This window comes from Hymenobacter lapidiphilus, from assembly GCF_013377885.1.
GTDB lineage: Bacteria > Bacteroidota > Bacteroidia > Cytophagales > Hymenobacteraceae > Hymenobacter > Hymenobacter lapidiphilus.
Genome location: NZ_JABKAU010000017.1, coordinates 54,434 through 73,882 on the forward strand (window position 1 = coordinate 54,434; position 19,449 = coordinate 73,882).

At 61.3% G+C, this 19,449-nt stretch carries 17 protein-coding genes; 6 read left to right on the forward strand and 11 right to left on the reverse strand.

All coding sequences use genetic code 11. The features are described from left to right. The first annotated feature begins 173 nt into the window (after nucleotides 1-173). Together HW554_RS10865 and bglX are read left to right on the forward strand one after the other, a co-directional pair. Nucleotides 174-1,562, forward strand: a complete 1,389-nt coding sequence (locus HW554_RS10865) for a glucoamylase family protein (RefSeq protein ID WP_176908613.1) — start codon at nucleotides 174-176, stop codon at nucleotides 1,560-1,562. A 468-nt stretch (nucleotides 1,563-2,030) separates the two neighbouring features. Beyond that, the gene (bglX, locus tag HW554_RS10870; RefSeq protein ID WP_246285194.1) at nucleotides 2,031-4,373 is read left to right on the forward strand and encodes a beta-glucosidase BglX; all 2,343 of its coding nucleotides are present in this window, start codon (nucleotides 2,031-2,033) and stop codon (nucleotides 4,371-4,373) included. Nucleotides 4,374-4,570: 197 nt separating this feature from the next. Here the strand turns inward: bglX and HW554_RS10875 are convergent, their stop codons facing one another. The 3 genes from HW554_RS10875 to HW554_RS10885 all read right to left on the reverse strand — a co-directional run bounded on the left by HW554_RS10875 (nucleotide 4,571) and on the right by HW554_RS10885 (nucleotide 8,521). Continuing rightward, nucleotides 4,571-5,842, reverse strand: a complete 1,272-nt coding sequence (locus tag HW554_RS10875) for a sugar MFS transporter (protein ID WP_176908614.1) — start codon at nucleotides 5,840-5,842, stop codon at nucleotides 4,571-4,573. A gap of 98 nt (nucleotides 5,843-5,940) precedes the next feature. Continuing rightward, on the reverse strand, nucleotides 5,941-7,356 hold the full coding sequence (locus HW554_RS10880; RefSeq protein WP_176908615.1) for a DEAD/DEAH box helicase: 1,416 nt from the start codon (nucleotides 7,354-7,356) through the stop codon (nucleotides 5,941-5,943). Between the two features lie 214 nt (nucleotides 7,357-7,570). Next, on the reverse strand, nucleotides 7,571-8,521 hold the full coding sequence (locus HW554_RS10885) for a YihY/virulence factor BrkB family protein (RefSeq protein ID WP_176908616.1): 951 nt from the start codon (nucleotides 8,519-8,521) through the stop codon (nucleotides 7,571-7,573). Between the two features lie 150 nt (nucleotides 8,522-8,671). Here HW554_RS10885 and HW554_RS10890 point away from each other — a divergent pair, with 150 nt between their 5' ends. Together HW554_RS10890 and HW554_RS10895 are read left to right on the forward strand one after the other, a co-directional pair. Further along, on the forward strand, nucleotides 8,672-10,102 hold the full coding sequence (locus HW554_RS10890; protein WP_176908617.1) for a hypothetical protein: 1,431 nt from the start codon (nucleotides 8,672-8,674) through the stop codon (nucleotides 10,100-10,102). A 13-nt stretch (nucleotides 10,103-10,115) separates the two neighbouring features. After that, entirely contained in the window at nucleotides 10,116-10,634 is a 519-nt protein-coding gene (locus tag HW554_RS10895) for a DUF2062 domain-containing protein (RefSeq protein ID WP_176908618.1), read from the forward strand. A 165-nt stretch (nucleotides 10,635-10,799) separates the two neighbouring features. Here the strand turns inward: HW554_RS10895 and HW554_RS10900 are convergent, their stop codons facing one another. From HW554_RS10900 to HW554_RS10925, 6 genes are all read right to left on the reverse strand, one after another. After that, nucleotides 10,800-11,792, reverse strand: a complete 993-nt coding sequence (locus tag HW554_RS10900) for an enhanced serine sensitivity protein SseB (RefSeq protein WP_176908619.1) — start codon at nucleotides 11,790-11,792, stop codon at nucleotides 10,800-10,802. A 235-nt stretch (nucleotides 11,793-12,027) separates the two neighbouring features. After that, the gene (locus HW554_RS10905) at nucleotides 12,028-12,462 is read right to left on the reverse strand and encodes a c-type cytochrome (protein ID WP_246285195.1); all 435 of its coding nucleotides are present in this window, start codon (nucleotides 12,460-12,462) and stop codon (nucleotides 12,028-12,030) included. Beyond that, nucleotides 12,459-13,142 (reverse strand): SCO family protein, encoded by a 684-nt coding sequence (locus tag HW554_RS10910; protein WP_176908620.1) that lies wholly within the window; start codon nucleotides 13,140-13,142, stop codon nucleotides 12,459-12,461. The genes HW554_RS10905 and HW554_RS10910 overlap by 4 nt, the downstream gene beginning before the upstream one ends. 12 nt (nucleotides 13,143-13,154) lie before the next feature. Beyond that, entirely contained in the window at nucleotides 13,155-13,592 is a 438-nt protein-coding gene (locus tag HW554_RS10915; protein WP_176908621.1) for a hypothetical protein, read from the reverse strand. Between the two features lie 57 nt (nucleotides 13,593-13,649). Beyond that, nucleotides 13,650-14,135 (reverse strand): DUF4112 domain-containing protein, encoded by a 486-nt coding sequence (locus HW554_RS10920; RefSeq protein WP_176908622.1) that lies wholly within the window; start codon nucleotides 14,133-14,135, stop codon nucleotides 13,650-13,652. 35 nt (nucleotides 14,136-14,170) lie between these two features. Further along, a complete protein-coding gene (locus HW554_RS10925) occupies nucleotides 14,171-15,625 on the reverse strand; it encodes a diadenylate cyclase (protein ID WP_176908623.1) in 1,455 nt (484 codons plus the stop codon). A gap of 199 nt (nucleotides 15,626-15,824) precedes the next feature. On the opposite strand from HW554_RS10925, the gene HW554_RS10930 reads away from it, so the two are divergent. Further along, nucleotides 15,825-16,082, forward strand: coding sequence for a hypothetical protein (locus HW554_RS10930; protein ID WP_176908624.1), 258 nt, complete (start codon nucleotides 15,825-15,827; stop codon nucleotides 16,080-16,082). Nucleotides 16,083-16,099: 17 nt separating this feature from the next. On the opposite strand, the gene HW554_RS10935 is transcribed toward HW554_RS10930, so the two are convergent. Continuing rightward, complete coding sequence (locus HW554_RS10935; protein WP_176908625.1) at nucleotides 16,100-17,335, reverse strand: BaiN/RdsA family NAD(P)/FAD-dependent oxidoreductase; 1,236 nt, start codon at nucleotides 17,333-17,335, stop codon at nucleotides 16,100-16,102. Between the two features lie 165 nt (nucleotides 17,336-17,500). Between HW554_RS10935 and HW554_RS10940 the strand changes: the two genes are divergently transcribed. Continuing rightward, nucleotides 17,501-18,688 (forward strand): cation:proton antiporter domain-containing protein, encoded by a 1,188-nt coding sequence (locus HW554_RS10940; RefSeq protein WP_176908626.1) that lies wholly within the window; start codon nucleotides 17,501-17,503, stop codon nucleotides 18,686-18,688. Between the two features lie 125 nt (nucleotides 18,689-18,813). Here HW554_RS10940 and HW554_RS10945 read toward each other — a convergent pair whose 3' ends face one another. Further along, nucleotides 18,814-19,374 (reverse strand): MarC family protein, encoded by a 561-nt coding sequence (locus HW554_RS10945; protein WP_116939891.1) that lies wholly within the window; start codon nucleotides 19,372-19,374, stop codon nucleotides 18,814-18,816. Between the last annotated feature and the right edge of the window lie 75 nt (nucleotides 19,375-19,449).

Consider the following 19,449-nt stretch of genomic DNA (forward strand, 5'->3'; position numbering starts at 1 on the left):
GCCATAACGCGAAGCTCCCCTTCGCGCGTCGTTGCTGACTGCCAAACAACATCGTTCAACGGAGCACGAAGCCGGGGCTTCGTGCTCCGCCCATTCCTCACCTGGCCCGGTATGCGGCCCTGAGCCACGCACCTTGTGTGGCTCAGGGCCCTGCCGTGTCGCATCTCACTGCTATGAAGCTATTCTTTCTGTTTCTGCTGAGCTTTGTGCTGCTGCTGCCCGAACCCGGGCAGGCGCAGCGCAAGCCGGCCGCCAAAAAGGCCGCCCTGGCTACTGCTGCGGTAGGTATCACGCCGGCCGGCAGCGGGGTCAAGCGCCCCCGCAACCTCACCGATGAGCAGCTGCTGGACTTAGTGCAGCGCCAGACGTTCCGCTACTTCTGGGACTTCGGCCACCCCGTGTCGGGCATGGCCCGGGAGCGGAGCAACGTGAGCTTCGACTACGGCGACGAGGTAGTAACTACCGGCGGCACCGGCTTCGGACTGATGGCCATTATCGTGGCCGCTGAGCGCGGCTGGATTACCCGGGAGCAGGCCGCCGAGCGGACGCTTAAAATCGTGAACTTCCTCTGGAAGGCCGATATGTACCACGGCGTGTTTCCGCACTGGCTCAACGGGGCCACTGGCAAAACCATCCGTTTCAGCCCCAAAGACGACGGCGGCGACCTGGTGGAAACTTCCTTTTTGTTCGAAGGCCTGATTTGTGCCCGCCAGTACTACACGCGCGACACGCCCGCCGAAAGTGCGCTGCGCAACAAGATTCTCTGGATGTGGGAAGGCGTGGAATGGAACTGGCACCAGCAGGGCGGCCAAAACGTGCTCTATTGGCACTGGAGCCCCAACAACGGCTGGAGCATGAACCACCAAATTCATGGCTGGAACGAGTGCCTGGTGACCTACGTGATGGCCGCCTCCTCGCCCAAGTACGCCATTGATAAAGCGGTGTACGACCAGGGCTGGGCCACCGGCAACTACTTCAAGAACGGCAAGGAGTTCTACAAAACCAAGCTGCCGCTGGGCTTCGACTACGGCGGGCCGCTGTTCTTCTCCCACTACTCGTTTCTGGGCCTCGACCCGCGCGGCCTCAAAGACCAGTACGCCGACTACTTCGCCCAAAATAAAGCCCACACGCTCATCAACCGCGCCTACTGTATCGATAACCCCAAGCACTATAAGGGCTACGGGGCCGATACCTGGGGCCTCACGGCCTCCGACAGCTACAAAGGCTACGCAGCGCATTCGCCCACCGAGGATCTGGGCGTGATTTCGCCCACCGCCGCCCTCTCGGCCATGCCCTACGCCCCGGAGTTTTCGATGCAGGCCCTCAAGCATTTCTACAACGATTTGGGCGACAACATCTGGGGCGAGTACGGCTTCGTGGACGCATTCAGTGAGGAGCACAACTGGCAGGCCAAGTCCTACTTGGCCATCGACCAGGGCCCCATCGTGGCAATGATTGAGAACCACCGCACCGGCCTGCTCTGGAAGCTGTTCATGAGCAGCCCCGATGTGCAGCGCGGCCTCACCAAACTCGGCTTCGAAAGCCCGCACCTCAAAAAGTAAGGGGCAAGGCTCAGAAAATGAATGAGCAGTTGGGACGGCGTAGAGACGCATTATTTTGCGTCTCGTCGTTGAACGGCCGGGTTGGCTACTTGAAGCTGTTTAAGAAGTCAAAGGACCGTCATGCTGAGCGGAGCCGAAGCATCTCTACCGCTTCGTAGCAGTCGTTCAACGAAGCGGCAGAGATGCTTCGGCTCCGCTCAGCATGACGTTCTGATTGATTCCAAGTACTTCCTAAACAGTTTCCTTAACAGCAGCAACAGCAACAACGTAGAGACGCAAAATCTTGCGTCTCTACTACGCCGTCCCAACTGCTCAGGAGAATAACCGCATCGTACCGATGCTGTCCGAACAGCCAGGGCCGCAGATCGGGTTTGGCAAAGGCGCTGCCCCGTCTATTTTGGTTGACGCTGGAGTACTCGGTGTAGCGCGTCCGGCCCCTTTCTTCACTACTTCAATTCCTAACTCCTTATGAAACATCCGTTCCGCACTGCCCTGCTGATGGGCCTATGGTTGCTTACGCCCCTGCTCGACGCTCCCCAATCGGTAGCCGCCGCCACGGCCGTTGCCGCTACGCCCGGTTCAGCGGCCGACGACGACCAGGCCAAGATGAACAAGTTCATTGCTGACCTGATGCAGAAGATGACGGTGGACGAAAAAATCGGGCAGCTCAACCTGATTACCGTGGGTTTCGACGTAACCGGGCCGGTGGTAAGCAAGGACGTGGACGCCAGCATCCGGCGCGGCGCGGTGGGGGGCGTATTCAACACGTTCACGCCCAAGGCCGCCCGCAAGCTCCAGGAAATGGCCGTGAAGCAGACGCGTCTGCGCATCCCGCTCATGTTTGGCTACGACGTCATCCACGGCCACCGCACCATTTTCCCGATTTCGCTGGGCCTGGCCGCCAGCTGGGATTTGGCGGCTATTGAGCAGAGCGCCCGCATTGCGGCCGAGGAGGCTTCGGCTGATGGCCTGAACTGGGTGTTTTCGCCGATGGTGGACATCAGCCGCGACCCGCGCTGGGGCCGGATTTCCGAGAGTGCGGGCGAAGACCCCTACCTGGGCTCGGAGATTGGCCGCGTGATGGTGCGCGGCTACCAGGGCACCGACCTGACGAAAAACAACACCGTAATGGCCTGCGTGAAGCACTTCGCCCTCTACGGTGCCGCCGAGGGCGGCCGCGACTACAACACCACCGACATGAGCCGGGTGCGCATGTACAACGAGTACCTGCCGCCTTATAAAGCGGCCATTGATGCCGGAGCGGGTTCGGTTATGTCGTCGTTCAACGACATCAACGGCGTGCCCGCCACGGGCAACAAGTGGCTGATGACTGACTTACTGCGCAAGCAATGGGGCTTCCCCGGCTTCGTGGTGACCGACTACACGGCCATCAACGAAATGACCGCCCACGGCATGGGCGACGATGCCCAGGTGTCGGCGCTGGCCCTGAACGCGGGTATTGACCAGGATATGGTGGGCGAAATTTTCCTCAAGAACCTGGCCCGCAACCTGAAAGACGGCACTGTGCAGCAGGCGGATATCGACACGGCCTGTCGCCGGATTCTGGAGGCTAAGTGGAAGCTGGGTTTGTTCGAGGACCCCTACCGCTACACCGACGAGAAGCGGGCGAAGCAGACGATGATGAAGCCCGAGTACGTGGCCGCCGCCCGCGATATTGCCCGCAAGAGCTTGGTGCTGCTGAAGAACCAGGGCCAGACCCTGCCGCTGCGCTCCACCGGCACCATTGCCCTGATAGGCCCGCTAGCCTCGCGCCAGCGCGACATGATCGGCTCGTGGAGTGGGGCCGGCGACTGGAAACAGGCCGTGTCGCTGGAGCAGGGCATCCGCAACGTGGCGGGCAGCTCGGTAAAAATTGTGACGGCTCAAGGCGCCAACTTCATCGACGACGCGCAGATGATTGCCCGCCTCAACGCCCACGGCGGCGAGCTGAACGTGGACCCGCGTAGTGCTGACGAGATGATTGCCGAAGCCGTAAAGGCCGCCCAAAGTGCCGATGTAATTGTGGCCGCCGTGGGTGAGTCGCAGGGCATGACGGGTGAGGCCGCAAGCCGCGCCGACATCGGTTTGCCCGCCCCCCAAATGGCGTTGCTGAAGGCGCTGAAGAAAACCGGCAAGCCGCTGGTAATCGTGCTGATGGCGGGCCGGCCGCTCACGCTGCCTTGGGAGCAGCAGAACGCCGATGCCATCCTGGAAACCTGGTTTGCGGGCTCTCAGGCCGGCAACGCCATTGCCGATGTGCTGTTTGGCCGCTACAACCCCTCGGGTAAGCTGCCGGCCACCTTCCCCGAGTCGGTGGGTCAGATTCCGCTGTATTACAACCACAAAAGCACCGGCCGCCCCTACGCCGGCGTGGCCCTCGACAAGTACAAGTCGCGCTACCTGGACGTCAGCAACGACCCGCTATACCCGTTTGGCTTCGGCCTTAGCTACACCACCTTCAAGTACGGCAAGCCCGAGCTGAGCACTACCAGCCTGGCCTCCGGCGCTATGCTTGATGTGAAAGTAACGGTGCAGAACACCGGTAACTACGACGGCGAGGAAATAGCCCAGCTCTACCTCCGCGACCTGGTAGGCTCGATTTCGCGGCCCGTGAAGGAGCTGAAGGGCTTCCAGAAAGTGATGCTAAAGAAGGGCGAAACCCGCACGCTCACCTTCCGCCTCAACCCCGCCGACCTCAGCTTTTACAACACCGACCTCCAGTTCGTAGCCGAGCCCGGTGACTTCGAGGTAATGGTGGGCGGCAACTCCCGCGACGTGCAAACGGCCGCTTTCAAGCTGCTGGGCAAGTAGTCTGGAAGAACGGGTAGGGTGCGGGGCTTGTCCCCACCCGCCGTTGAACGGTCCAGGGCTGAATCGTTCAACGGCGGGCGGGGACAAGCCCCGCACCCTACCCGTTCTTCTACACCTGAGTTAGTCAGGCCAGTAAGCAAAGAGCGGCGCTTCCTCAGGAAGCGCCGCTCTTTTAATTTTGGATGAATCTGGTGGAGCTATGCAACGGCCGCCGGGCGGTGGCCCTTGAGACCATACCACATGATGTAGGCGTAGCAGAGAACCGGCAGAAAAAAGGCCCAGCGCAGCCCGCTGCTGTCGGCCACCATACCAAACAGCAGCGGAATAATGGCTCCTCCCACGATGCCTACGTTAAGCAGGCCCGAGGCCTCCTCGGTGTGGCGGCCCAGGTCGCGTACAGCCAGCGTGAAGATGGTAGCAAACATGATGGAGTTCATCAGGCCCACGGCCAGCAGGCTCCACATGGCCAGCGCGCCGGTAGTGCTCACCGACAGCAGCACCAATAGCACCGCGCCCAGCGCATTAAAGGCCAACAGGCGGCCCGGGTTGAACTTGTTGAGCAGGTAAGCCCCCATAAAGCGGCCCACCATGGCCCCGCCCCAGTACCAAGCCACTTTGTCGCCGGCCATTTTGGGCGAGAGGCTCATCACGTCGGGCAGGTGCAAGTAGTTGACGATGTGCGAGCCGATGGCCACCTCGCCGCCCACATAGGCGAAAATAGCCAGTACCCCGAACACCAGGTGGCGGTAGTGGTAGGCGCGGCGGCTCAGGTCTTCGTTTTCTGAGGTGGCGTGCTTGATTTTGGGCAGCTTGAGCATCGCCAGCAGCAGGCTGATGAGCACCAGCACGCCGCCAATGGCCAGGTAGGGGGTCTGCACAGCCTTTACGTCGATGGCCGCGGCTGAGGCGGCGGTGTCGAGGTCGGGCAGGTTGTTGAGGATGAGAGCCGAGCCCAGCAGTGGGGCCACCGTGGTACCCAGCGAGTTAAAGGCCTGCGTGAGGGTCAGCCGCGCCGGAGCCGACTGCGCCGGACCCAGAATAGCCACGTACGGGTTGCCCGCCACCTGCAGCAGCACCACGCCGGTAGCCAGCACGAACAGCGCCCCCAGAAACAGCCCGTAGCTGCGGCTGTCGGCGGCCGGGTAGAACAGGAACGAGCCAAGTGCGGCAATCAGAAACCCGGTCAGCATGCCCCCCTTGTAGCCCACGCGCTGCACCAGCCGCCCAGCCGGAATGCCCATCACAAAATAGGCTCCGAAAAAGCACAGGTTGATCAGGTTGGCCTGGGTGTAAGTAAGGCTGAAGATGGCCTTCAGATAGGGAATCAGTATGTCGTTCAGACAGGTGATAAAGCCCATCATAAAGAACAGCACCGTGAGCGAGGCCAGGGCCGATGTGTAGTTGGGCGTTTCGGCCCCGGGCACGGTTTCGGCGGCCGTCAGAGAAGTGGCAGATATGGGAGCAGCCATAGCGGGAAAGAAAGGGACAGGAAAACCAGAAGCCGCGCCCAGGATCGGACGCGGCTTCCAAATTAGCCTATTTTGGCGTAATAGTAGCGTTTGGCCAGTTAAGCCACTATCGATACGCGCACTTTGCGGCCCTTTACTTTGGTGCCGGCCAGACGCTCGGCTACCAGTTGGGCCTGCTCGCGGGGCACGGCCACGTAGCTGTAGTAATCGAACACCTCAATGTGGCCTACCTGCTCGCGGGCTACACCGCCCACGTTCACGAAGGCACCAACTAAGTCGTGGGCGCTTACCTTATCCTTTTTGCCGGCCGATACGTGCAGGGTTACGTTTTCGGGGCGTGGGGCTTTGGGGGCGGCCGGTGGCAGCTTGGGGGCGTGCAGAGGCGTCCATTTGATGCCCTCGGCAATGGGCCACTTACTTACGTGGGCGCGCTCTTTTTCGGTGGCCAGTAGGTGGGCCGTGCCAGCGGCGCCGGCGCGGGCCGTGCGGCCGGCACGGTGCTGGAAACCGTCGGCCTTGTCGGGGGCGTCATACTGTACCACCGTATCGAGCTGGGTTACGTCGATGCCGCGGGCGGCTACGTCGGTGGCTACCAGCACCTGGCTGGAGCCGTTGCGCAGCTTGAGCAAGGCTTTGTCGCGCTCGGGCTGGGGCATTTTGCCGTGCAGCACCTCGGCTGCTACGCCGCGGCCCACCAGAAACCGGGTCAGCTCCATGCACCGGTCGCGGGTGTTGCAGAAGATAAGGGCGCGGCCGGTTTCGGGCAGGTTGAGTAGGTGCAGCAGCGCGGCCGGCTTCTGTTCGATGGCGCCGAAGTGGCCGAGCAGCGTCAGGTTTTCGGGCAGCTCGTCGGTATCCTGGCCCGCGTTTACCACGCGCGGCCGGGTCAGGTTCTTTCGAATCAAATCCAGCACTTTATCCGACATCGTGGCCGAGAACAGCAGGGTCTGGCGGCGGCGCGGCAGGCGCTTGATAATCTCCACCAGCTCATCCTGAAAGCCCAGCTCCAGCAGCTTATCGGCTTCATCCAAAATCAGGGTTTTGAGCTGGTTCGGGATGATGGTGCGCCGCTCGAAGTGGTCGAGCAGGCGGCCGGGCGTGGCCACCACAATGTGCGGGGCCTGGGTGAGCGAAGCGGTTTCTTCGCGGAAGGCGTGGCCGCCGTAGAAAGCCGCCACCCGCAGGTTGGGCATGTACTTGCCCAGCTTTTTGAGGGCGTCGCGCACCTGCAGGGCCAGCTCGCGGGCCGGTACCAGCACAATAACCTGCACCGCATCCTGCTTCAAATCGAGCAATTGCAGTACCGAGAGGCCGTAAGCTGCGGTTTTGCCCGAGCCGGTGGGTGCCTGTCCGGCCACATCCTGCCCGGCTAGGGCCATAGGCACTACCTGCTCCTGCACGGGCGTAGGCGTCTGGAACTGGAGCTCTTCCAGGGCTTGCAACAGCTCTGGTGTCAGGCCTAAGTCGGCGAAGGTAGCGGCGGCGGCGGGGGTATTCGGTTCGGTCGGGGTCATATTCAGAGATTCAATCAGCAAAGATAAGGCTTTGCGAGAGGGGAGAGGGGAATAATGAAGGGATATACAGAGAACGGCATTCTGAGCGCAGCCGGAGGCGCAGTCGAGGAATCTCTACCGTTTGATTGTAACGATTCAGACGAAGCGGTAGAGATTTCTTCGACTGCGCCTCCGGCTGCGCTCAGAATGACATTTTTCCACTACCCACTACCCACTACCCACTAATCTCCTCTTCCTCCACCACATCGACCAGCTTGTAGCGCACGGCCGATTTTTTTGGGCGGATGTCGAGGCCCGCGTATTGGGCGTATGCTTTGGTAAAACAGGCGCCGAAGTAGAAAATCATGGCTGAATAGAACACGAACAGCAGCACCAGCACGATGCTGGAGGCCGGCCCGTAGATGGGGCCCAGGTTGCGCGGCACTAGCAGCATGCCCAGCCCGCTTTCGCCCAGGCTGATGAGGCTGCCCGTGAGCATTGCCCCGCGCCAGACAGCCTTACGCGGTATTTTGGCCGAACTCAGATTGCGGAACGTAACGCCGCACCAGCCCACCAAAATCAGCAATGAAAACAACCGGTTGACTATTTCCAGTACCACATTGCTGAAGGTAGCATTGAAGTATTCGGCGTAGCTGGCCACAAAGCCCAATGCTGCATCCGACAGAAAGGCGAGCATCGAGAGCAGGCCGGTGGCCAGCAGCAGGCCCAGCGAGCGGGCCCGCTCCTTGAGCACGGTGCGCAGCTGGCCGGTGCGGCGGCGTACCCGCACCTGCCATATCTGGTTGAGTGAGTGCTGTATAACGCCGAACAGGGTGGTGGCAATGAACAGCAGAAACGCGAAGCCCAGCCACGTAACCAGCCGGCTGCGCTGTACATCGGTTACGTTGCGCAGAATCTGTTCGACCAACCCCGCTGCCGAGGCCCCCAGCAAGTGCGAAAGTTTGGTAAGCAGCAGCACCCGCACCTGCGAAGCCGAGTACAGATAGCCCAGCCCCTGAATAAGTATGATGACGATGGGTGGCAGGGCAAATGTGGCAAAAAAGGCCGTGGCCGCCCCCAGCCGCAGCGGGTCGTGGTTGCCGAACTCGCGGGCCGCGTGGCGCAGCAGCAGCCAGAATACAACAAACGGATGGCGAGCTAGGGGCCGCAGGTGTACTTTTGTCATGGAAGGCGCCGGCCGGCTCAGGTTCAGCCGAACCGGCAGTTGTACGAAGGTACGTTCGGCGCCGCCGAAACGAAGTAATATCCTTGTTTACGCTGGCTTCCGACGCCATTATGCAAGGCTGGGTAATCCCCATCCTCAACTCCCAATGCTATGCGTAACTTATGGTCAGTGGCAAGTGCCCGGCCGGCCTTGGTGGGCTTTGGCGGTGCACTGCTGTTGTTTGGGGTGTATCTGTTTAGCTCGCCTTACTACGCGCTGCCCTTCGATTCGCGGAGCTACTGGGAGTTTGCCCGCGACCTGGAGCGCAATGGTAGTTTCTCGATTTTTAACCTCACTACTCCACTACGCGGCTACCTCTATCCGTTGCTCAATTATCCGCTTACGGTGCTGGAGCGAACCCTGCTGCCGGGGCAGCAGTTAGCGCTGGTAAAGGCCGAAGGCGCACTGGTAGCGGCGCTGCTGTTCGGGCTGGTAGCGCCGCGCTTCTGGCAAACGGCTACCGGCCAGCCCGTGCCGCTGGGGGGGCGGCTGGCTTTCGTCGGGCTGGGCTTCCTGTTCTGGCGCGGCCATTTCAATTTTCTGCTTTCCGATTTTCCGGCACTGCTTTTCCTGCTTAGCGGGGCTGTGCTGGTAGTGCGTGCCCAATCGGGTGCGCGGTTGTTGCTGGGTGGAGCCGTGCTGGTGGGGGCCATCTATATTCGTCCGGTGTATGTGCTGGCGCTGCCCTGCATTCTGCTATGGTGGCACCTGCGCCCGGCTTGGGGCCATGCTCGCCCGTCGTGCTGGGTGAGGTGGGGGGCGCTGGCTATTGGCGCTACGCTGGTGGCGACCCCGCAGCTGCTTATCAATCAGTATAATTTCAAGTCAAACAGCCCTTTTGTGCTGAGTCGCAATACGAAAGGCAGCCAGGATAACCTGTATCTGTGGCATCTGAACCAAGGCCTTGGTATTCAGAAGTTTGAAACCAACATCGGCTCTGCCTACCCCAAGCCCCAGGTTATTTACACCGATGCTACTGCCAAAGTGCTGCTGGCCGCGCATCCCTCGGGCCACCTGACAACCTTGCGCGCATACGCGGCCCTGGTGGTGGCCCACCCGCTGGAAATGCTGGGCTTGTTTGGCCGCCACCTGTTCAATGGGCTCGATGTACTATATGCCAGTCCATATCTGGTGCGGGTGTATGCGCCGGCCAAATGGCTGGCTTTGCTCCACTATGCGGTGTTTTATGGTGCCCTCGTGGTAGCGGTGCGCCGGGCTCCGCGCCTGCGCCTCCCCGACTGGCTGCTGGTAGCGGCTTTGGTGCTGCCCGCGCTGGCGGCCGTTCCGCTGGTGGTAGAGTGCCGGTTTTTCATTCCGCTACACCTGCTGGCGTATGCGCTTGTCTGCTTCGGTGGGCCAGATATATGGCTATGGTGCCGACAGCGGCCGGCAGCTTGGCTTCCATTGCTGGCAGGCTTAGGGGGATTCGTGCTGGTATGTTTTACGCTTTCAGCCACTACCCGCGCTGCGCTGGAAGTACCAGTACCCACTCGCACCTCCTTGGACGGGCCAGCCGTGGGCAGCCCGGTTGCTTTACCTTAATTTTGCTGCTGCTTTGCCTACTCCTCCTGCCTCCGCCGCCACCCAAACCCGTAGCTGGTGGCAGCGCCGGGTTACCGACCCCTTACTCGGGCTGCTACGCCAGGGCCTTACGCCGCACCAGCTGGCCCTTACGGTGGTGCTGGGTTCGGCCTGTGGGGTTGTTCCGGTGCTGGGCCTAACGACGCTTACGGCCACTTTCGCGGCGTTGCGGTTGCGCTTGAATGTGGCCGCAACCCTACTCATTGCCCATCTCTGGAGCCCGGTACAGCTGCTGCTCGTTATTCCGCTGCTGCGGCAGGGGGCCTTACTTTGGGGCGACCGGGCTCCCGAACTCACGCTCGACAAGCTACGCTACCTGCTGGCCAACGACTGGCTGGCGGCGCTGCACCTGCTCTGGCAGGCTATGCTGGGCGCGTTGCTGCTTTGGGCCGGTGCTTGTTTGGTGATGGGGCCGGTTGTGTATTTCGTGCTGCGTCCGCTGCTGGTTAAGGCTATGCGTAATAAGAATTCAGGGCAGACGGGAGCGGGATAGAAGACTAGCGTTATACAATGACGCCTGACGCTCTTAGGAGTTCATGGTACGTCCGCTAGTTAGAAATTCAGCATGACAGTCTGTTGATTTCTTAAACAGCTACAAAAGAAAAGAACGCCATTCCGAAGGGAGTGGCGTTCTTTTCTAAACTCTAAACTCTAAACTCTAAGCCCGGGCGTACACCGGCTCGGTGGTGAGCAGGTACTGAATCAGCGGCTCCTTAGAAGTGGGGTCAATCAGCATCAGGTCCACGAACTGCGCTTCGGCAATGTTGCCCTTGATGATGGGGCCCAGGTCCTGCATGAAAGCCGGGTCGGTTTCTTCGGTATCGAAAGCCACGAGCAGCCGCGACTGCTCGGGGGCATTCTGCATGCGCATTTCGGCCAAGTACACGTTGCGGATGGCCGGCTGGGTGGCGCTGTACTCGCGCAGGCCGTCGAGCAGGGCCGTGGGCTCGGGCTCGGGCTGGTGCAGGGTTACCTGCACATCCTGCTGCGGCGCGCCCTCGAAGAGCTGGCCGGATACCAGGGCCTTGATTTCGTCGGCTGGCATCAGCTTGCCCACCGCCGAGAAGGGGTTGATGGCGCAATCGGCGTCCTGCACCATGGTGAAGAAGTCGTGGCCCCGCAGGCGCATGTATGTCACGCTGCCCTCGGGTACGGCACCGTTATCGAAAATGCGCTCCACTGCCGTGAAGATGGCTATTTTGCCATCGTGCAGCGCCTGCAGCTGAATTTCCATGCCTTCGGTTGGCGTAATCTCACCGGGCTCCTGGTCTTCGCGGGCCGCCAGCACCACCGTCAGTTCTTCGCCCAGCAGGGCCTGGTAGAAGGGCGGCCGGAACTGCGGGTCGTAGGAGGCCTGCATCAGCAGTTGCTCCAGAATGTTGGTGGGCTCGAAATTGGGCTGCTCAGGCATGCTGCCATCAGGCTGGCCTGCCATCGTGCCGGGCATGGCAATGGGCGGGGCTGGCGGAATCATGGGCATAGGAGCCGGCGCTTCCGGGGCAGGCATCTGGTAGTTGGAGCCTTTGTAGCGGGGGCCGGCCGGCTCGGCTGGGGCAGTTGGCGCGTCGCCGGATGCGGCGGCCGTAGCAGGAGTTGCAGGTGCCGAAGTGTTGTCTTCGGACTTCTTCTTCAGAAAGTCAAACAGGGCCATATTCAAGCAAAGAAATGAAGGTGCAAGCTAAGCAGGTTTGGGCGAAGATGCACGACCAAAACCCGCTGCCAGCCGAGCGGCTGACTAAAAAGAACGGCCCCCATCGGCTGGCAGTTCCCGCCCGGCCACCGGCTGCCGGTGGCTTGCTGCCGCCTGGCCAGTTATGTGTCGCCCAGGCAGCAGGAGGCTTGTAATGCAAGGCTTTTCGGAGGCAGGGGCAGCTTTTAGCTGCCGTTTACTGCCCATCCGAGCCGTTGCAGCGGCCGAGCAGCTCGGCCGTTTCGCGGATGGTGTAGGGCTGATTGGTATTGCCCCAGTTGGTCTGCAGAAAGTTGAGCAGATTGGTGATTTGTGAGTCGGTTAGGTCCTCGTGGCCGGGCATTATCTGGTTGTAGTGGATACCATTCACCACAATATCGCCCTGCATGCCCTTGCGAACAAGGCAGGGCAGCTCGGCGCGGTTGCTAGCAATGTAGTCGGCGGCGGCTACGGGCGGAATGAGGCGCTCCAGCCCCTGTCCCTGGTCGCCGTGGCAGCTGCTGCAATGGGTGGCGTAGAGCTGGGCGCCCTCATTCTGGCGCTCAGTGAAGCAGCTGCCCAGCGAAAAGCTAAGCGTGAGCAGCAGGCCACCGGCACCCAGCAGCCGCAACAAATGGCCGCGCCGCCTCATTTGGCCGCCACGGGCTGCGCCTCGGCCTCCTCCTTCAGCAACACCGGAATATCCTTGATCAACTGATCGACCTGCTCGGGAACCATGCCGTCGTACACGCCCCGTACTCGTCGTTGCGAATCGACGAGGGCGAACGTGCCGCTGTGGGCAAAGCCGCCGGGTACGGCGGCATCCACCTCCGCGCCCGTCATGTAGGCTTTGGCGAGGGCAAAAACCGAGTCGCGGCCGGCGGTGGCGAAGTGCCAGCGCGAGGCGTCGTTGATACCCAGCCGCTCGGCGTAGTCGCGCAACACCGGAATCGAATCGTGGGCCGGGTCGATGGTGTGGCTCAGAAACAGTACGTCGGGGTTGGTTTCGAACGCCTTGTACACGCGCAGCAGCTCGCTCTGCATTTTGGGGCAGATGCTGGGGCAGGTGGCAAAGAAGAAGTCGGTGACGTACACCTTGCCCGCAAAGGTTTGATTGGTAATCACCTGCCGGTCTTGGTTGGTGAGGCGGAAGGCCGGAATGGGGTCGGGGAGCGTGTCGGAAGGGGAAGTGGGCTCGGCAGACTTGAAGCCTAACACCGGCAGGCGCTCAACTGATGAGTTAGGTTCTGAGGAGCAGCCGCCGAGCGATAAGCTCAGCGCGGCCCCGGCGGCGGCCAGCAGCAGGCCGGCCCGGCGAAACGAATTAGTCATCAAAAAAACAGCTTATTGAGTAACGGAAGACGAAGGAACAGTGGCCGTGGGGGAGGCCCCCAACAGCTGGCGGGCGGCGGCCTGACTGCTCTCAAACAAACGGCCGACCGAATCGATGCGTTCCTGTTGCCGGGCATAGTAGGCCAGCCGCCGGGCGTCAGCCACGGTGTCGGCCGGGCGGCGGTAGCGATGCATCCAGTCCATCATGCCGTTTTCGGCCCCCACAATTGCCCGGCGGGCCTGCCCAAGGGCTACGGTGTCGGTGGCCGGCAGTTTGGCCAGCTGTTGGCGCAGCTCATAGAGCCGGTCCATCTGCGCCATCAGCGAATCGTGATCTGCAATTACATTCTTTTCGGCCCCGGCTACCTGCTGGCTGGTTTCAGGTTGAGATGAAGAGGGCTGGCAGGCAGCCAGCAACAGCAGCAGCGGAACGAATCGAAGGGTTTGCATGCCCCAAAGGTAGGCACGCCGGGCCTGAGCGGCATCGGCGGCGCAACAGGTATTGCGTTACCACTGCACCGACTCGCCCCAGTTCCAGAGCACCGAACCCAGCCACCAGGCGGCCCACACCAGCAGCCCCCCCAATGCCAGCAGCACTATAGTCAGCACCAGCAACAGGCCCTTGCCCGAGCCTTGGTGCCGGCCCTCGGCGTAGTGGGCGCGCAGCAGCGCCACGTTGCGGTTGTTGGCTTTATAGGCGAAGTCAAAGATGTTGCCTATGATCGGAATAGCGCCAATCAGCGCGTCGAGCACCACATTGAACACCATGCGTACCACCAGGTTGCCGCTGGCACCGTGGCGCATCATAGTCAAAATCAGCAGGCCCGATACAGCCAATGAAGGTAGCCCGCCCACCACGGGCAGCAGACCCATAATCGGGTCGAGGCCGAAGCGCCAGTTGGTGCCGGGCACCCGGAATTGGCTGTCGAGCAGGCGCGAAACGCGCTCTACCCACTGCAGGCGGTCATCTTGGTCGAAGGTAGGAACAGACATAGCAGAGAATGGGGAAGGAGGGAAAACAGGTGCTGCTACCCCCAAATGGGCGGCAGCAGGTCAATCCAGCCGTCTTCGCTTACCACAACGGCCAGCACCGGATAGCGGCTGCTTTCTACGTAGCGCAGCACCGAGTTGTAGCGCGAGCCTCGGCTGGAGTCGCCTTTCTCGGTGGCCAGGCCGTCGAGAATGGCCCCGATGGCGTGGCAGGTGCCGCTCGGCTCGATGAGCACGGCCCCGTCGATGTTGGTGACCAGCCGCAGCACCGAGGGCGTCATCAGGCGCGGGGTTACGCGGAAGCACTGGGGCGAAAGCCGGACGGCCTCCTGCGCCGCGCCCTCCGAAATCAGCAGAATAGTGCCATGTTCCTGCTTGGCGGCGCTCAGCGTCAGTTCCCACAGGTAGGCAATGCCGGCCGCATCGAGCGTTGCGAAAATTCGGCCCACGGCCTGGGTGAAGTTGTCTTCGTCGATAGTGCCCTGCGGCAGGCGTGGCGTGTTCGACACCACTTTCATCATGCGGTGCCCATCGTGGCTCAGTTCCCAGCTGTAGTGTTTGGTGAAATGCACCGTGAACAGGGGCTCGTACTGCGCATCGTCGGGCTCCACGAGGTAGCCCAGCCCAAATACGTCGGTGGCATCGGTAATGAGTGCGTGGCGGTCTTCGCTCAGCTCCAAGAGTTTACGAATGCGGCGGTGGTCGCGCAATGGTACCGGCGTGTCGAGCATGAGTACCGGCACCACGGCCGGATGGTGGCGCTTCGAAATGAGCATGGTGCCCACGCCTTCGTCTCCCTCGTGGCGCAGGGCCGCTACGCCATTGCAGGCATCGTAAAGACCGTGGCTGCCGGCGGCGGCGCGCAGCATAAACCGGCGGCCGGCAGCGCGCAGCACCTCGTTGTAGTCGCGGTTGAGCACCAGCCGGTCATCGTCCGCGTGGTCGGACTCGCGGAGGGCCCGCGAGGCGTCGAGCAGCAGCTCTTCGATGGTGGCGGCCAGCAGCGAGGCCGGGCGGTTAGGCACGGTTGGCCCGGGCAGGGCGTAGTAATTGTGGTAGGCCTCGGCCGAAAGCTGCAGCACAATCAGCACCTGGTAGCCACCCGAACTCACGGGCATCGAGCAGAAGCTCACCCTATCTTCCTGGCGCTGGGCTACCAACTCGTGCAGGGTGTGCTCGGTGGCGCGGCGCAGCAGCTCGTACCAGCGCTGCTTTTCGTAGCGGTCATGGTCGAGCTGATGCAGATGATACACCACTTCGCGGGGGCCATCGGGCTCCAGGGCCACGGCGTGGGCTTTCACGGCCGCAAAATCGGGGCCGGAGTAGCGGTGGTTCCGCGGCTCGATGAGTACCGCCTGGGGTTCGTCAGTTTCTCGGGCCGAAGCAATACCCAGCAAAAAAATCTCCGGCTTCAGCGCCCGGTCGAGCAGGTTGAATACGCCATCGGCAAACAGCTGGGCGGATACGCGAAACAGGCTTTGGTTTTCCCACATAGGGGCAGCGGGCAGAACGTGGAGGGCGGAAAGGGGCAGTTACGCAAAAAGCTCGCCGAAAGATGGGTTTTGCCGGCGCGCGGCCATAACCTTCGCGCTCCGGGCGGGTTAGCAGCAAGCGGCGCGGCCCTTGCCCAGCTGCCGATAATAGCGTATCTTCCTCAACGATTGAGTTTTCCCACCGCTTAGCTCCGGCCCCATGTTCATTGATCTGGTTATTGCGGGCCTGTTTGCCATGTCGCTGGTTCCGCTGGTAACCGGCTATTGCGCCTATAGCTACGGCCGCTCGTTCTGGCTGTGGTTTGCGCTGGGACTGCTGCTGCCCATCGTGTCGTATTTCGTGCTCTTCGCTCTCATCCTGCGTCAGCAGCTCGACCATGGCCAGCGCCTGCTCAACGAAGCCAAAGCCTTGCTGGCCGAAGCCGAAGAGGTTGAGCGTGCGGAGCGAAGAGAGTAGCTGCAAATAATATATGTTTACGGATGCTGGCCAAGCCAGCTCAGCAAGCCGCGGGCTGCCCAGGCGCCGGTACTGAAACAGCCCTGCAGCAGATAGCCGCCGGTAGGTGCTTCCCAGTCGAGCATTTCGCCGGCCACAAAGGTGCCGGGCCGCATCCGCAGCATCAGGTGCTCATCCAGCGCCCCCCAGGCCACGCCGCCTGCCGTACTAATCGCCTCATCAAGCGGGCGCAGGGCAGTTACCGGTATAGGCAGGGCCGAAAGCAGGGCGGCGGCTTCGGTTGGGGCGGTTGGAAATATAGCCGGCCCCAGCTCGCGCAGCAGCGTGGGCACCGGCGTCCCCAGCCGCAACGCCTCCCCCAGAAACGACGCCACTGATTTGCCTGGCCTGCGCCGCGCCAGCTTCTCCAGCAATTGGGCCGGCTCAAGGTCGGGTTTGAGGTGCAAATGCAGCACGGCCGGGCCGCCGGCCGCCAATTGGGCCCGCAGCTGCGGTGTGAGGGCATACACCGGCGTACCCTCAATGCCATAATCGGTGAGCATAACTTCGCCACGCACCGTTTCCGGACCGCAGCTCAACGCTACGTTCTTAAGCGGCTGCCGGCCCACTTTTTCGCGGAAAAAATCCGACCAGGCCACCTCGGCTCCGCAGTTACTAGGCGCAAAGGGCACTACGGGCACGCCGGCACGCTCCAGCTCAGGCCGCCAGGCCCCGTCGGAGCCGGTCTTGGCCCAACTAGCTCCGCCCAGGGCCAGCAGCGTGGCGGCGGGCTGCACAGTGGTTTGTTCGCCGGTGGTTTCGTGGCGCAGGTGCAGGGCACCATTGGGGCCGAAGCCCAGCCAGCGGTGGCGCACGTGCAGCGTTACGCCCAGCGCCTGCAGCCGCGCCACCCAGGCGCGCAGCAGGTCGGCGGGTTTGTGGTGGGCCTCCGGAAACACGCGGCCACTGGTGCCCACAAACGTGCTGATGCCCAGTTCGGCGGCCCAGGCGCGCAGGTCGGTGGGGGAGAAGTGGGCCAGGAAACCCGTGAAATCGGGGGCGCGGGCAGCGTATCGGGCGGCGAAGGGGGCGGCTTCTTCGGCATTGCTCAGGTTGAAGCCCCCGTGGCCGGCCACCAGAAACTTGCGGCCCACCGTGGCCTGCGCCTCGTAGATGCTGACCCGGCAGCCCGCTTCGGCCAGGCGCTGAGCGGCCAGCAGGCCTGCCGGTCCGCCACCCACTACCGCCACTTCTTTCCCCAAAGGCTGTTGCATAAGGTAAAGGTACGCTACGCGCCCACGCAGCCCCGTTTCAACTGGCAGGCCCGCGCCACCGCCGTCGAAAGCGTATCTTCGCCGTTCCGGGTCTTCACAGAGCCGGCCAACCACGCTCGTTCCGGCCCGTATAGCCGGAATTACTTTTGGGCCAAGCTTCACTCTATGGGTTCTTATTCCATTCTTATTGGCCTCAGCCTGGCCATTATTCTTTCTTACCTCTTCGACCTGATTGCCCGCGCCACCAAAGTGCCGTCGGTGCTCATGCTGCTGCTCTCGGGTATTGCCCTGCGTCAGGCCGCCGACTACTTCGAATTTACGTTCGTCGCGCCTAAAGTAATTCTGGAAATATTTGGAATTATAGGGCTGATTATGATCGTGTTGGAAGGGGCGTTGGACCTCAAGATTACCCGCGAAAAATTTCCGCTTATCCGGCGTTCCTTCTTCGCGGCCGTGCTCATGCTGGTCGTGCAGTCGCTGGCCATTGCCTTGATTCTGCACTACTGGCTGGGGGTTAATTTCCAGAGTTGCCTCGTAAACGCCATTCCGCTGGCCGTTATCAGCTCGGCCATTGCTATTCCCAGCGTGGCAGGCCTCACGGGCGAAAAACAGGAGTTCATCATTTACGAAAGCACCTTCTCCGATATTCTGGGCATTATGCTCTTCAACTTCGCTCTGCAGGCTAATTTCGGCCAGGGCATGTCGGTGGCCACGTTCGGGCTCGATGTAATAGCCGTGGGTTTGGTGGCTATTGCAAGTACTGCTGCGCTTATTTTCCTGCTCGACCGGATTCGGCTGCATGTTAAGTTCTTCCTGATTCTGGCCTTTCTGATTCTGCTTTACAGCGTGGCCAAAAACCTGCACCTATCATCTCTGGTGCTGGTGCTGGTGTTCGGACTGGCCGTTAATAACGCCGAGCAGTTCATGGTGGGGCCTATCAAACACTGGTTCAACCCGGCCCGCCTCACCGACGAACTGCACCAGCTGCGCAGCATCACGGCCGAATCGGCCTTCCTGATCCGCACGTTCTTCTTTCTGCTCTTCGGCTACAGCATCACGGTCAGCAAGCTGATGAGCCCGCAACTGCTGCTGCAAGGCGTAATTATCGTGGTGGCTCTCACGGCCATCCGCTACTTCTACCTGCGCTTCATTGCCAAAACCGACCTTATTCCCGAGCTGTTCATTGCCCCAAAAGGCCTGATTACGGTGCTGCTGTTTTATAGCATCCCGCAGCAGCACCTCATCGGCGAAGTCTCCGAAAACATCCTCTTCATTGTTATTCTGCTCACCGGTGTGCTGATGATGGTAGGCCTGCTGATGAGCCGCGAGGAACCCGCCATCGGAGAGTACTGACGACGCAGAGGTGCGAGTTTAGCAGTAAGCACAAAGAAGTGAGAGGTGTGCCTTTCGTGCTGTCAGCCCCATTTGGCCGGGCCGCACGAAAGGCGCATCTCTCACTTCTTTGTACTCAGGCCTCCCTAGAAATTCGTTTTAAACAGCTTGATGGCAATGGCCAGCAGGATGACGCCGAATACGCGCCGCAGAATATCTTCGCCGGCTTTGCCGAGTTTGCGCTCAATCCAGGGCGAGCTTTTGATGACCAGGTACACGAAAACCAGGTTCACGAGCACGCCGGCCAGTACGTTGGGCAGCGCGTAAGCGGCCCGTAGCGAGAGAAGGGTAGTCATGGTGCCGGCCCCTACAATCAGTGGGAAGGCCAGCGGTACAATCGAGCCCGTGCCCGCCGCCGGGTCGTGCCGAAACAGCTCGATGCCCAGAATCATCTCCATACCAATCAGGAAGATGATGATAGCACCGGCCAGAGCAAAAGACTGGAAATCAACCCCAAAGAGCGACAGAATGCTCTGGCCCACGAACAGGAAGCTCACCATCAGTATGCCCGCCACAATGGTGGCCTTCTCGGCATTTACGTCGCCTTCGCGCTGCCGAATCTGAATAATAATGGGCACCGAGCCCAGAATATCGATGATGGCGAACAGCGTGAGCGTAACGGAGGCTATTTCCTTGAGGCTAAACATGAATCACAGCTGGTGCAGATGGTGCAGAAAAGGCAGATTCGTTCTGGGGGCGGATTCGCTAAAAATGGATTCGTG